The organism is Pseudomonas sp. TUM25319 (assembly GCF_056388475.1).
Genome location: NZ_CM150751.1, coordinates 1,242,404 through 1,258,131, shown reverse-complemented (window position 1 = coordinate 1,258,131; position 15,728 = coordinate 1,242,404). Strand labels below are relative to the sequence as shown.

Genomic DNA, 15,728 nt, shown 5'->3' with positions numbered 1-15,728 from the left:
CCGGCACTGACACCACAAAACCCTCGCCCGCCCCACAGCCAAGCGGGGCCAGACATCACTCAATACGCATACCGCAACGTCCCCATCACATTGCGCGGCGCGCCATACAAGCCCGCCGCCGTGGTGGTCAGGTATTCCTTGTCGAACAGGTTGTTGACGTTGACCGTCGCCGACAGCGCCGGGGTGATCTGGTAGCGGGCCATGAGGTTGGTCACGGCGTAGCTGCTCTGGGTGGTGGCGTAGCTCAGGGCGTAACCCGCTTCGCTCTGCCAGTTCACACCACCGCCCACGGTCCATTTGTCCAGCTCGCCCGGCAGGCGGTAGGTGGTGAAAACCTTGGCGCTGTTGCGCGGGATCTCGGTGACGATGCGCTCATCCTCGTCGTTGAAGCTGACGCTGTAGGAATAACCACCCGTAATCTGCCAGCCCTCGGCCAGTTCGCCGTTGACCTCCAGTTCCACACCCTCGCTGCTGGTGCCGCTGATGGCCTTGTACGCCTGGAAGCCGCTGGGCTGAAGGTTGCTGCCATCGGCCACGGCAAGGTTGTCCTGCTCGACGCGGAACAGCGCCAGGCTGGCGTTCAGGCGGCTGTCGAAGAAGTCGGCCTTCAGGCCCAGTTCATAACCGGTGCCTTCCAGCGGATCGAGCGGGGAGCCGCTGACGTCGCGGATGTTGGCGTTCTGCGGGTTGAAGATCTGGGTGTAGCTGGCGTACGCGGTCCAGGTGTCGTCCAGGTCGTAGACCAGGCCGGCATAGGGAATGACGATACCGGTCTCGGTGCGCTCGGTCCTGGTCGTCGCGCCCGTGCTGTACAGCCAGCTCTTGTTCTCGCGGTTCCAGTCCACCACCCGTGCGCCGAGGATCAGGCTGGCGGCGTCGGTGAGGTGCCAGCGCGAGGTCAGGTAGGCCGCGTACTGGGTCTCGGTCATGTCGCTGGCGCCCTGTTTGGTGAACGTTGGCTTGGGCGAGTTGCCATCCCAGGTGTAGATGTTGTCGATGCTGCCGGCATAGCCGGAACTGGCCCGCAGCCAGCCACCGTAGTTGGCGGTACCGCGCTCTTCGAGGCGCGACAGGGTGACGCCGGTGATCAGCTCGTGCTCGCGGCCCAGCAGCGAGAACGAGCCGGTGGCGTAGGCGTCGAGGTTGTCCTGGGTCGGCGCGGCCTCCCAGCGCGTCGGCATCAGATCCACGCCACTGCCGTCCGGCTCGACGTCTCCCGAAAGGTAGGTGGCCACAGTGTCGTAGTCGTTGCGGGCGTGGCTGTACTCGATCTTGCCACTCCAGCCATTGTCGAAGTGGTGTTCCAGCGAGGTGAACAGGGTGCTCTGCTGGCGATCGTAGTAGCTCCAGCTCGGCGAGCTGTTGAACGAACGGCTGAAGTCGGTCATGCCACCGTCACTGGTGAACAGCGGAAAACCGGTGCGCATGGGTGCGTTGCTGTGGGTCACCTGATGGCTGAAGCCGGCGGTCAGCAGGGTCGAGTCGCTGAGGTCGAATTCGGTGATGCCATAGACAGTGGACAGCTCCTGGCTGAAGCGGTCGATCCAGGCATGCTGGTCCTTGTGGTCGGCGACGAAGCGGCCACGGACATTACCCGCGTCGTTCAACGCGCCGCCCACGTCCACACTCAGGCCGTAGCGGTCCCAACTGCCGGCTTCGGCCGAGAGCAGCACCTGCGGATCGCTGGTGGGACGCTTGCGGATCAGGTTGATGGTCGCCGACGGGTTGCCCAGGCCGCTGATCAGGCCGGTAGCGCCCCGGACCACTTCGAAGCGGTCGTACATGGCGGTGTTCTGGGTGTAGTTGTCCATGTTCGCCGAGGTCGGCACGCCGTCGATCTCGAAGTTGCGGATGGCGAAGCCGCGGGACAGGTACGTGGTGCTGTCGGCGCCCAGGCTCTCGCGTACGACCGTGATGCCGGTGGTGGCGTCGAGGGCGTCGGTGAGGTTGTCGAGCTTCTGGTCTTCCATGCGCTGGCGGGTCAGTACGGTGATCGACTGCGGGGTTTCCTTGAGCGACAGGTTCAGCCGCGTCGAGCTGCTGGACGATTCGGTGGTGTAGGAGCCAGAGCCCTCGGTGGTGGCGCCCGGCGCCTTGCCGGAAATGCTCAGGGCGGTGAGCTCCAGCGCGCTGCTGCCCGCCGCCGTGGCCGGCACCAGCAGGTAGCCGCCGTTGCTTTCGCGGCGCACTTGCAGGCCGCTGCCTTCGAGCAGGCGCGCCAACCCTTCGTCCACAGTGTATTCGCCCCGCAGGCCAGGCGAGGTCAGGCCATCGGTCTGCTCGCTGGCGAACGACAGGGTCACGCCGGCGCGGTTGGCGAACTGCCCCAGCGCACTGCCCAGCGGGCCCGGCGCGATGTCGAAGCGGGCCACCTGCTGCTGCGCCACGGCGACTGCCGGCAGCATCACGCAGGGACCTGCGACAAAGCCCAGCAAGGCCAGGTGGACGGCGCGAGCCAGGGGGCTCGCCGCTTTCAGCGTAAGACGGGACATGCGGTTTTCCTTCGGTTGGCGTGGCAAAAATGCGGCAGTTGTCGCCGCTTCATTGCTTGGCCGCATGAGAATGAAAATCGGCAACCCCTTGGCGAAGGTTTTTTCACGCCGCGTCGATACGCACCCAGTAGCGGGTCAGGTAGCGCACGCGAATGGGCAGCGCACCGGCGAGGTTGGCAAGCACCGTGTCGGTATCGTCGATACGGAACGAGCCGGTGACCCGCAGCCCGGCAACCGAATCGTCGCAACTCAGATAGCCAGGACGGTAGCGCCCCAGTTCCCGCAACAGGTCGCCCAGGCGCCAGTCCAGGGCCATGAGCATGCCGTTGGTCCAGGCGTCGCTGGCGACCGGCACGGCGCTGACCGGGTCGAGGTGGCGGCGATCGAAGGCCGATTGCTGGCCAGCGTCCAGGAGCAGCACCCTGGACGGTGCCGCAGACGGGCGCAGTTCCACCGCGTGCTCGAACACCCGCACCTGGCTGCGACCGCCCTCGCTGAACACGCTGAAGCGAGTGCCGAGGGCCCGCACACTGCCTTCGGGGGTGTGCACCACCAACGGCCGGCGTGCGGGATCGGCAGCGGTTTCCAGCAGCACTTCGCCGCGGTACAGGCGGATCTCGCGCAGCTCGGGAGTGAACAGCACATCCGCCGCACTGCCGGTGTTCAGCGCCAGTTGCGTCCCGTCAGCCAGTTGCAGGCGCTGGCGCTCGCCCTTGCCGGTGCGGTACTGAGCCATGCGCGACGACAGCGGCTCGACCGTGAACACCGCAGCCCCCGTCGCCCCGGCGGCCAGCAGAATGCCGAGCACCTTGCCCACCGCCCGCCGCCGCGCCCGCACGCCGGCCAGCGCCGACAGCGCCACCTCCGGCGACAGCACGGCAAACTGGCGTTGTAGTTTCTCCACCTGGGTCCAGGCTTCGGCGTGGCGTGCATCGCTGGCCAGCCAGGCCTGCCAGGCAGCGCGCTGGCGTTCATTGCCGGGGGCCGCGCTCAGTTGCACGTACCAGGTGGCGGCGGCTTCCAGCACGTTGCGATCGAGCATCCGTTCAGCCCTGGGCCAGCAGCAGGCAGTTGGTGATGGCGCGGATCATGTGCTTCTTCACCGTGGTCACCGACACGCCAAAGCGCTCGCCGGCCGCCACATAGCTCAGGCCTTCCAGTTGCACCGCGAGGAAGATCGAACGGGTGCGGTCGCCCAGGCCGTCGAGCATGGCGTCTACGGCCGTGAGCGTCTCGATGATCAACAATCGCGTCTCCGGCGAGATATCCACCGCCTCGGGGCGCAGCGCCAGGGCATCGAGGTAGGCCTGCTCCACCGCCTGGCGCCGGAAACGGTCGATCATCAGGGCACGGGCGATGGAACTGAGGTAGGTGCGCGGCTCGCGGATGGCCTCGACATTGCGTGCAGCCAGCACCCGCACGAAAGTGTCCTGGGCGAGGTCCGCCGCATCGGCGGCGTTGCCCAGGCGCGTGCGCAGCCAGGTTTTCAGCCAGCCGTTGTGCGTCTGGTAGAGCTGATGCAGGGAAGAAGAATCGAGAGCGGACATGGGAATCGCGGATATGAGAATGATTCTCTACATTGTTGGCGCAAAGGCCGTGGGATAACAAGAGGCGAGTGCAAGAGGATCAACACCCTGTGGGATATGCCGGGCAATGGGGCTCCAGTCGCAGCAGAAACGAGACAAAAAGTCTCCTTCCAACTCACGCCTTCCCTAACTCACTCGTTCGTTCAAAAGCCCGTCCCACGGGCCTCAAAGCCAAATTGAGCAGCGGTTCTCAACCGCACCAGATTCGTGCGCCAGGTCATTTGAAATCCACGGAAATACTTCTAGTCTCACGGGGTCCAGAGTGGGCTGTGTTTACAACGGAATGTATTACCACGCTTTTTTGAGACCGCCGCCATGCCAGGTTCTTCTCGCTCTCCGTCGCCGCATTTTCGTCCGCAACGTCATGCCCTGGCCCTGGAGCCGAGGATCCTGTTCGACGGTGCCGCCGCGGTAGCCGCGGCCGATGCCCAGCACAGCGATCCGGCTCAGCCCGACGACGCCAATCCCCACGCCACCCAGACCGAACCACGCCCGGCCAGCGAAGCCGCCCCCTCGGCAGCGCGCAGCTTATTGGTGCTGGATAGCCGCATCGAGAACCGCGAGCAACTGCTGACCCAGTTGCCGGGCAATGTCACAGCCATCGTGGTCAACACGGGCGAAGACGGACTGGCGGCCATCTCCGCCGCACTGGCCCAACTCGGCCAGGTGGACTCGATCCAGGTGCTGTCCCACGGCGCCGCCGGGCAGTTCACCCTGGGCAACCGCACGGTCAGCGCCGACAACATCGGCCAGCTCGGCCAGACCCTCCAGCAGTGGAGCGATCACCTCGGCGCCGGTGCCGATATCCAGCTCTACGGCTGCAGCGTCGGCGCCGGCGAAGCCGGCAAGACCCTGGTCAGCGAACTGGCGCGCTGGACCGGCGCCGATGTCGCCGCCTCCAGCAACGACACCGGCAGCAGCGCCGCCGGCGGCGACTGGACCCTGGAAACCCGGGTCGGCCTGATTGACAAGAGCATCGCCCTCAGCGCCGGCGCCATCGCCAGCTTCGACGGCCTGCTGGCCGACGCCGCGCCCACCGTCAGCCTGCCCAGCGCCGGCAGCGACGTGCTGCTGGGCGACACCTTCACCTTCACCGTGAACTTCACCAACAGTTCCAGCCAGGAAGGCTACGCCCCCTTCATCAACCTGTTCATGCCCAGCACCGGCAAGGACGGCGACGACGGCGTCAAATTCATTTCGGCCAACTACCTGGGGCAGAACCTCGTCACCCACGTGGTCATCTTCGACGCCTCCGGCAACGCCAGCCACCCGCTGGCCAAGGACGCCACCGGCACCGCCCTGCGCATCAGCGCCGCCAGCTTCGGCCTGCGCGCCGGCGACCAGCTGGTGGTGGTGGAACTGCCATTCGCCAGCGTCTCCACCAACCAGCCGGTGATACCGGTGCAGATCACCGCCAGCCTGAGCAACCTGGCCGACACCGCCTTCTCCAACGGCAGCCCCGACCTGACCATCCGCGCCAGCGGCGGCTTCCAGTTCGGCAACGACGCCCTGGACAACCCGATCAACGACCCGAGCCTGATCGGCAGCGGCTCGTCGGCCTTCGTCGTGCACCCGACGGTCATCACCCTCGACCAGACCCTCACCACCCCCGAGGGCGAGACCGCCACCGGCCCCAACTACGGCCGCACCCTGACCGTCACCGTGACCCCGGCGCCGGGCCAGACCCTGACCCATGTAGTGGTCACCCAGCCACTGCCGGACAACGTCCAGGTCACCGCCATCACCCCCGGTGCCGGCGGGCGCCTGACCTCCATCACCCTGCACGACGGCACCGTGGTCACCGACCCCACCGCCATCGCCGCGCTGATCGCCGCCGACGACATCTTCATCAGCAGCTTCAGCGTCGAGTACGACAGCCTCGCTGCCGCCACCGACACGGTGGTCAATTTCTACGTCCCCGAGACCGACGCCAACGGCGCCCAGGTCCTCGACCCGGTCACCGGCGCGCCGCGCACCATCACCGTCGGCGCGCCCACCGCCGCCGGCGAATGGGTGCCGCTCGACCCGCGCGACGTGACCACGCCGGGCGACGTCATCGACTTCACCGGCACCGGGCGGCCCACCGATTTCATCGCCAAGTCCATCACCCTGCTCAAGCAGGTCAACCTGCAGACCGACATCGGCCAGACCGGCATCAGCCCCGGCGACACCCTGCGCTACGACCTGAACCTGGCGGTCTCGGACTACTTCGCCTTCGGCAAGGACTTCTTCAGCGACGGTCAGTTGATCGTGCGCGACCAGCTCAGCGACGGCCAGACCCTGGTCGGTACGCCGACCCTCACCGTTACCCTCGAAGGCGTCCAGCGCACCATCGCACTGGTCACCACCACAGTGGTCAACGCCGACGGCAGCACCTCGATGGCCTTCGACGTTGCCCAGTCGATGCGCAATGCCTTCGCCAACCTGCGCGGCTGGCTCAACGGCGACCTGGCCTTCGACGACGTCCAGCAAGGCGCGGTACTGGCGCTGATCAGCTACGCCGCCGTGGTCGGCCAGGCCTATACGCCACCGGCCGGTACGCCGCACAACGAGATCAACGAAGGCGACGAACTGGGCAACAGCGCCATCGTCGAAGGCACCCTGCTGCACGACATCTTCAACCTCACCGGGCAGAGCCAGAGCGACGATTCCCGCACCACCAGCATGATCCCCACCAACGTCGTGGACATCGAGCTGGTGGAGGTGAACAACGGCACGCCGCCGGCCAACGGCGAGCTGCGTCCGGGCGATGAAGTCACCTTCGAGATGAGCTACGACCTGGTCACCGGCGACTACGAGCAGTTCAAGCTCACCGCCTATCTGCCGCTGCCCCTGTTCAACGTGTCCGGGGTCAACTGGAGCGTCGGCGACAGCGCCGGGCAATGGCAGATCGGCGCCGGCAACACCAATGCCGGCAACGTGGTCAGCGTCACCAGCGGCATCGGCAATTCCATCGTCTTCGACTTCGGCAGCCACGTGACCGCCGATACCACCGGCAGCCGCATCGTCGTGCGCTTCACCCTGACCGTGGGCGACCAGCCGTTCGCCGACCAGCGCTCGCTGGACGTACTGGCCCAGTCCAGCCAGCAGACCACCCTCACCGACCGCACCCTGATTTCTTCCGACGTGGCGGTGATCGCCTCCATCGCCGAACCGGTGCTGGCGATCAAGCACGGTGTGGTGTCGTCGTCCAATGGCAGCGTGACCAACACCACCGGCAGCTGGAACGCGCCGGGCAGCAGCGGCCGGCCATTCAACGGTAGCGTCACCGACCTCGCCGCGGTGGACGGCAACGTCAGCGGCATCGACGGCGGCGACCGCCTGCGCCTGGCCACCGCCATCGAGAACAGCGGCGGCGGCGGTGCCTGGGACGTCACCACCAGCATCACCCTGCCCACCGGCCTGAGCTTCGTCGGCGGCAGCCTGGCGGCGGCCAACCTGCAGATCTACCGCGGCGACGGCACGGCGCTGGTGGCCGGCGTGGACTACAGCGTCTCCGGCCAGCAGATCACCTTCCTCGACGCCGGCGGCCAGGCCACCCTGCTGGCCGGGCGCAACGGCACCGCCGCCGATGCCAGCGGCGCCAACCTGGTGGTGATCAGCTACGACGTGGTGGTCAGCGACAGCATCGCCGCTGGCCGCAGCCTGCAAAGCAGCGCGACCCTGAGCAACTACGCCAGCGTCAACAACGGCAGCGACTTCACCCCGGTGGACCTCAGCGACGTGGCCGACCAGCAGATCGCCGCACCGGTGATCAGCAAGACCTTCGCCGACGGCAGCCTCGACAACGGCGACTCCAGCGCCAGCCACACCACCGGTAGCGATCTGGTGGTAGGCGAGAGCATGCGCTACGACATCCTCGTCACCCTGCCCGAAGGCACCACCCAGACCCTGCGCATCGAAGACCTGATCCCGCCCGGCCTGCGCCTGGACACCAGCTTCAACAACGGCCAGGGCTACCAGCTCATCACCACCCGTACCGGCAGCGGCGCCCTGGCGGCGGACTTTGCCGGCAGTGTCACGGTCAGCGGCTTCAGCGGCCAAGGTGGAGCCCTCGGTGCCGATGGCGCCGACGCCCGCTGGACCTTCAGCGCCGCCGGCGCCACCGCCGACAACCGCACCGACAACAACAGCTTCGTGATCCGCGTGCAGCTGGTGGCCAGCAACGTCATCGGTAACCAGGCCAACAAGTCGCTGCAAAACAGCGCGCAACTGTTCTTCAGCGACCCCGACGGCAACACGCCCAACGGCAACACCGCCCAGGATCGCACCGTCGCCCTCAGCGGCGGCCAGCCCACCGTGACCCTTCGTGAGCCGACGCTCCAGATCAGCCAGGTGCTGACCTCCAGCGCAGGCCAGGGCGGCTACGACCAGGGCGACGTGGTGAGCTTCACCATTACCCTGCGCAACGGCAGCGGCAGCACCGATTTCGACGCCTTCGACATCAGCCTGCTGGACAACCTGCCCAGCCAGTTGAACAACGTCACCCTCACCGGCGTGCTCTACCAGAACGGCGCCACCAACAACGGCGGTGTGGATTTCGAGATCGTCAACGGCCAGTTGCGCACCGCCAGCGGCGCCAATATCGATATCGCCAAGGGCGGCAGCATCGTCCTCAACCTGAGCGGCGTGGTCAACGCCACGGCGGCCTCGCAAGCCTCGTTCAGCAACCTCGCCCAGGTGCAGTGGACCAGCCTCAACGGCAGCGATAGCGGCGAACGTACCGGCGTCGACGGCCAGCTCAACAGCGGCCTGCTCAACGACTACCGCAACCTGTCGCTGCTGACCATTCCCGTGGCCCAGGCCATCCAGATTTCCCGCGTGGGCGGGTTGTCCGACACCCCGGCGCCCTCGCCCACCACCGCACCGCTGGAGTCGGTGACCATCGGCGAGGTGATCCGCTACCGCGTGGTGGTGATGGTGCCCGAGGGCAACAACCCCAATTACTCGGTGCAGGTGACCCTGGCCAACGGCCTGCAGTTCATCAGCCCGGATGCCCTGAGCAATGCCCTGCGCATTGCCTTCGTGTCTAACGGCGGGCTGAGCAGCGATGCCCGCCTGATCGTCGGCGGCACGCTCGATGTCGACGGCAACGAACACAGCCCAGAAGCCCTGCCGATCACCCCGGGTCTCACCGGCCTCTCGCCCCAGGGCGTGCTCGACCCGACCCGGGTCAGCGTGGTGACCAACGCCGACGGCAGCCAGGTGGTGACCTTCAACCTCGGCAACGTGGTCAACGGCAACGGCTTCGACGAAGACCTCGAAGGCGTGGTGCTGGAATTCAACGTACGGGTCGCCAACCAGGCCAGCAACGCCGTCGGCGTGGCCCTCGGCGTGCAGGCCAGCGAGCACGTCAACGGCATCACCCGGGCGGTCAGCGATACCGTGATGGAACGCATCGTCGAGCCGTACTTCACCGATTTCGACAAGCAGATCGTCAACTTCGACCCCAACCCCGGCGGCAGTACCGGCACCGCCACGGTACAGATCAGCTTCACCCAGAGCGGCGGCCTGCCGGCCTACGATGCACAACTGCGCGACAGCTTCGCCGGCGCCACCGATTACCGCCTGTTCAGCCTGAGCATCAACGGCGTCAGCTATGGTCCCGGCAACCTGCCGGCGGGCGTGAGCTTCAGCAACAGTGGCGGCATCAGCGTCGATTTCACCCAGCTCAATGTCGGCGACAAGGTCAGCGTGCAGTACCAGGTCACCCTGACCAACGCGGCGGTCACCGCCAGCAGCGATGCCACCCTGACCTGGACCAGCCTGCCGGAAAGCTTCACCGGCTGGGGCGGCTCGGCGGTGGGTGTCGACGGCACGGTCACCGGCGAGCGCACCGGCAGCGGCGTCGGCCCGAACCAGTACATCCTGCGCGACCGCGCCGGCCTGGGCATCATCAGCGGCACCCTGTGGGACGACACCGCCTCGGCCACCACCAGCACCGCCCCCGACGGCCCGGGCCTGGCCGGGCAGACCGTGACCCTGACCTGGGCCGGGCTGGACGGCAACCTCGGCACCACGGCCGACAACCTGCAATTCACCACGGTCACCGATGCCAACGGCCGCTACCACTTCGGCGTGCTACCGCTGGGTATCTACCGCATCGACGCGCCCACCGGCGTGGTCAGTTATCCACAGCCGCTGGGCGACCTGCGGGTGCGCATCGACAGCGATGGCGGCGCCCTCGGCCAGATCGTCATCAGCCTGGGCGATGCCGACAGCCAGCGCGCCGACGCCGGCTATGTCGAGCAGAACGACGCCCCGGTCAACAGCCTGCCCGGTACCCAGAACGGCCTTGAAGACGTGCCCCTGGCGATCGCCGGCATCAGCGTTGCCGACGTCGATGCCAACCGCAATCCGGACGTTGCCGGGCGCGCCATCAGCGTCACCCTGAGCGTGCTGCATGGCACCCTGTCGGTGGCCAGCAGCCTGCCGAGCGTGACCGTGACCGGCGCCAACAGCGCCAGCCTGACCCTCACCGGCAACCTCGCCGACCTCAACAGCGTGCTCGCCAGCCTGCACTACCTGGGCAACGCCAACTTCAACGGCAGCGACACCCTCACCGTGGTCAGCAACGACCGCGGCAACTGGGGCGACGCCAACGGCGACGGCATCCCCGGCACACCGGCCGACGCCCTCACCGACACCGACAGCCTGCAGATCATCCTCGCCCCGGTGAACGACGCGCCGATTGCCGTGGATGACAGCGTCACCGCGGTGGAAGCCGGTGGCACCTTCAACGGCATCGACGGCGTCGACCCCCGGGGCAACCTGCTGACCAACGACATCGATGTCGATATCGCCACCAACGCCGACCGCCTGCGGGTGATCGCCGTCGGCCCGGCCAATGGCACGGCGACCACCCTGCCGGACATCGGCGTGGTGGTGATCACAGGCCAGTACGGCAACCTGATCGTCGGCAGCAACGGCTCTTACCAGTACCGGGTGGACAACAACAACCCGGCGGTACAGGCCCTGCGCCTGGCCGGGCAAACCCTCACCGACCGCTTCGACTACGTGGTCAGCGACCTGGCCGGCGCCACCGACGGCGCCACCCTCACCGTGACCCTCCAGGGCGCCAACGACACCCCGGTAGCGGTGGACGACGAAGGCATCGCCGTCGAAGCCGGTGGCGTGTTCAACGGCACGCCGGGCAGCGACGCCACCGGCAACGTGCTGGACAACGACACCGACGTCGACAGCGTCGCCAACGGCGAGACCAAGACCGTCACCGGCATTCGCCACGCCCCGGAAGTCAACCCCGGCGCCTTCACCACGGTCGGTGGCGCCACCAGCATCGCCGGCCTCTACGGCACCCTGACCATCAACCCCGACGGCACTTACCGCTACGTGGTCAATAACGACAACGTCAACGTGCAGCGCCTCAGCGCCGGCCAGCAACTGAGCGAAGTGTTCAGCTACCGCGTCACCGACGCCGGCGGCCTCGACGACGTGGCGCAACTGCGCATCGTCATCCAGGGTGCCAACGACAACCCGGTGGCCAGCGACGACTACGCCCGGGCCCAGGCCGCCAGCTCCAATGGCAATGCCGCCGAAAGCAACCCGGCCGGCAACGTGATCTGGTTCCCCAGCCGCCCCGGCAGCATCGACCAGCCTGGCGGCAACGGCGTGGACAGCGACGTCGACCAGAACGACCGGCCCAACACCCGCCTGCAGGTCAATGGCGTCATCAACAAGCCCGAGGCCGCCTACGACCCGCAGAGCGATGTGCTGATCACCGTACCACCAGGCAGCAGCCTGGTCGGCGGCGTGGTGGTCACCGGCCTGTATGGCCGGCTGATCCTCGGCGCCGACGGCTCCTACGCCTATGACGTCGACAGCAACAACCCCACCGTGCAGGCACTGGCGGCCGGGCAGACCGTCACCGAGTACTTTACCTACCGCGTGGTGGACACCACCGGCCTGACCGATACCGCGCAGTTGGTGATCACCGTCTACGGCGTCAACGACCCGCCCGTGGCGCAGAACACCATCGTCGTCGCCGTCGAGGCCGGCGGTGTGGACAACCAGACACCGGGCCTGAACCCTTCCGGCGATGTCACGCTCGTGACCCACGACCCGGAAGGCGACCCCATCAGCGTGGTGCTGATCAAGTCGGGCGGGATCAACGAGCCGGGCATGGCCATCGGCGTGGCGCCGGGCGGTACCCAGGTGTTCGGCAGCTACGGCAGCCTGACCATCCATCCCGACGGCACCTACACCTACGTGCTCAACAACACTCACCCCGACGTGCAGGCACTGCGGGTGGCCAGCGACCTGCTGCTGGAGCGCTTCACCTACACCCAGGCCGACGACGGCTCGCCACCACAGATCGACGCCGGCGAAATCATCGTGCTCATCAGCGGACGCAACGACGCGCCGGTGGCCAACGATGACAGCAACACTGCCATCGAGGCCGGCGGCCTGAACAACGGCATCGCCGGTGTCGACCCGACCGGCAACGTGCTGGACAACGACACCGATGTGGACGGCGGCGAAATACCCGGCGACCTGCCTCACTACGACTACGGCGAAACCCGCGCCGTGTCCTCGGTGCGCACCGGCAGCGAGACCGGCACCGGCACTGCCGGCACCCTCGGCCAGGAACTGCGCGGCACCTACGGCTGGCTGAGGCTGCACGCCGACGGCAGCTACAGCTACCGCCTGGACAACACCATGGCCGCCGTCCAGGCGATGCGCGACGGCGACACCCTGCGCGACGACTTCAGCTACACCGTGATCGACGCCGCCGGCGCCGAAGACCGCGCCACCCTGGCCATCAACATCCTCGGCCGCAACGACACCCCGGTGGCGCAGAACGACACCGCCATCGCCGTCGAGGCCGGTGGCCTCAACAACGGCACCGCCGGCACCAACCCCAGCGGCAACGTGCTGACCAACGATATCGACGTCGATGCCAACGACGTGCTGCAGGTCACCGGCGTGCGCCAGAGCGGCATCATCGGCAGCGTCGGCACGCCGTTCAAAGGCCTCTACGGCACCCTGACCCTGGATGCCAACGGCAACTACAGCTACGTGGTCGACAATGACAACCCGCTGGTGCAGTCGCTGCGCACCAATGCCGAGATCCTGCGCGAAGTCTTCACCTACCAGATCCGCGACCTGGCCGGCGCCACCAGTTCGGCCACCCTCACCGTGGTCATCCGTGGCGCCAACGACAACCCGCTGGCGGTGGACGACACCGCCGTCGCCGTCGAAGCCGGTGGCACCTTCAACGGCACGCCGGGCGTCAACCCGACCGGCAACGTGCTGAGCAACGACCGCGACGTGGATGCCAACGACAGCAAGACCGTCACCGACATCCGCACTGGCACCGAGGCGGCCGGCGGCACCTTCATCAGCCTCGGCGGTGCACAGAGCCTCACCGGCCTGTACGGCACCCTGACGCTCAACGCCAACGGCAGCTACAGCTACGTCATCAACAACGACCTGGCGGCGGTGCAGGCGCTCAAGGCCGGCGACAGCCTGGTGGAAACCTTCACCTACCGCATGCGCGATACCGCTGGCGCCACCGATGTGGCGCAATTGAGCATCCGCATCGACGGTGCCTGGGATGCGCCGGTGGCCCGCGACGATGTGGCCGTGGCAGTGGCCGACAACGGCGGCAACAACGGCGTCAATCCAACCCGCAACGCACTGGACAACGACAGCGACGTCGACCAGGGCGACGTGCTGACCATCACCGGTATCCGCTTCGGCACCGAGGCTGCCGGCGGCACCCTGAGCGGGGTCAACGCCGGCACCGACAGCAGCAACGGCACCCTGGTCGACGGCCTCTACGGGCAACTGATCATCGGCTCCGACGGTAGCTACACCTACATCCTCGACTCGGACAACCCGACGGTGCGCGCCCTCGGCCCGGTGGACTTCCTCAACGAACGCTTCACCTATCAGGTGACCGACCGTGGCGGACTTACCGACCAGGCGGAAATCCACATCATCATCCGCGGCCGCAACGACGCACCCACCGGGGTCAACGACAACGCCACCGCCATCGAGGCCGGCGGGGTCAACAACGGCACACCAGGCCTCAACCCGAGCGGCAACGTGCTGGCCAACGACACCGACCCGGAATCCGATCCCCTGCACGTCATTGGCATCCGTACCGGCGCACTGGGCGAGAGCGGCACCGTCGGCAGCCTGGGCACCGTGCTGCGCGGGCAGTACGGCGACCTGCTGATCAACGCCGACGGCACCTGGGTCTACACCCTCGACAACAGCCTCCCTGAAGTGCAGGCCCTGCGGGTCAGCGGCCAGACCCTGACCGACGTGTTCAGCTACACCCTGGCCGACCGCTGGGACGACACCAGCCAGGCCGAACTGCGCATCACCATCGACGGGCGCAACGACACCCCGGTGGCCCGCGACGACAGCGGTACCGCCGTCGAAGCCGGTGGCGTCGACAACGGCACGCCGGGCAGCGATGCCACCGGCAACGTGCTGGACAACGACAGCGACGTCGACAGCGTGGCCAACGGCGAGACCAAACAGGTCGTCAGCGTGCGCAACGAAGGCGGCCAGTCGGCGAGCGCCGGGCAAGTGCTGATCGGCCGCTACGGCCAACTGCTGCTCAACGCCGACGGCCGCTACACCTACACCGTCGACAACGGCAACCCGCTGGTCCAGGCCCTGCGCACCGCCGGCGAAACCCTGCGCGAAACCTTCGCCTACACCCTGCGCGACACCGCCGGCGCCACTGCCGATGCGCGCCTGACCATCGTCATCCAGGGCGCCAACGACGCCCCGGTGGCACGCAACGACGCCAACGTCGCCAGCGACCAGACCCCGGCGCCACAGACCAGCGGCAACGTCCTGCCCAACGACAGCGACGTGGACGGCGGCGATGCTCTGGTGGTCTCTGGCGTACGCAGCGGCGCCGAGAACGGCACCGGCAGCAGCGGCGTGATCGGCCAGCCGATCAGGGGCCAGTACGGCACACTGATCCTCAATGCCGACGGCAGCTACACCTACAGCATCGACCTGAGCAACCCCGAGGTGCTGGCCGCCGCGGGCCTGGGCCGGGTGCTGCAGGACGTGTTCACCTACACCGTGCAGGACCTGGCCGGCGCCACCGACCAGGCCGAGCTGGTCATCACCCTGGATATCGCCTCGCCGTTCATTCCCGCGCCGGGTGTGGATAACTTCCCCTACCAGCAACCGCCGCAAGGGCCGGCGCTGCCGCTGTTCGACCGCACCCCGGCGATCTTCATCACCCCGGTGGTGGAACGCGATGCCGACCTGCAGAAAGTCTCCGAATGGAGCACCGACGGCAACCGCATGCGCCTGGCCAGTGTGATGACGATGCAGAGCGAATCGATCGGCGCCGGGCTGGGCCTGACGCCGGGGCAGTTCGTGTCGCAATCGGTACGCGACAGCCGCACGGCCAGCGACCAGGACCTCGCCTGGATTCTGGGCCGCGAAGGTCGCACCGAACTCAACGCCGACGGCCTGCTGGCCGACCCGTCGCTGTTCGCCACCGACCCGCGTGACATGGTGCACAACCCGTCCCATGTCGAACCCGAAAAACCGCGTCCTGCCCGGGGCTTCAGCGCCCAGTTGCGCCATGCCGCCGAGCGGCTGCACAAGGGAGGTCGCGCATGACCCGCTACCCAGACACTGCGGCCCCTGT

General features: G+C 67.4%; 4 protein-coding genes. 1 reads left to right on the top strand and 3 read right to left on the bottom strand.

The genetic code is table 11. The annotated features are described in order from the left end of the window. Positions 1 to 59 precede the first annotated feature (59 nt). From AC05QJ_RS05815 to AC05QJ_RS05805, 3 genes are all read right to left on the bottom strand, one after another. Positions 60 to 2,492, bottom strand: coding sequence for a TonB-dependent siderophore receptor (locus AC05QJ_RS05815; RefSeq protein ID WP_476746018.1), 2,433 nt, complete (start codon positions 2,490 to 2,492; stop codon positions 60 to 62). Positions 2,493 to 2,595: 103 nt separating this feature from the next. Next, entirely contained in the window at positions 2,596 to 3,534 is a 939-nt protein-coding gene (locus AC05QJ_RS05810; RefSeq protein ID WP_476746017.1) for a FecR domain-containing protein, read from the bottom strand. A gap of 4 nt (positions 3,535 to 3,538) precedes the next feature. Continuing rightward, a complete protein-coding gene (locus AC05QJ_RS05805; protein WP_476746016.1) occupies positions 3,539 to 4,039 on the bottom strand; it encodes a sigma-70 family RNA polymerase sigma factor in 501 nt (166 codons plus the stop codon). 354 nt (positions 4,040 to 4,393) lie between these two features. Here AC05QJ_RS05805 and AC05QJ_RS05800 point away from each other — a divergent pair, with 354 nt between their 5' ends. Then, positions 4,394 to 15,700, top strand: coding sequence for a VCBS domain-containing protein (locus tag AC05QJ_RS05800; protein WP_476746015.1), 11,307 nt, complete (start codon positions 4,394 to 4,396; stop codon positions 15,698 to 15,700). Positions 15,701 to 15,728: the final 28 nt, after the last annotated feature.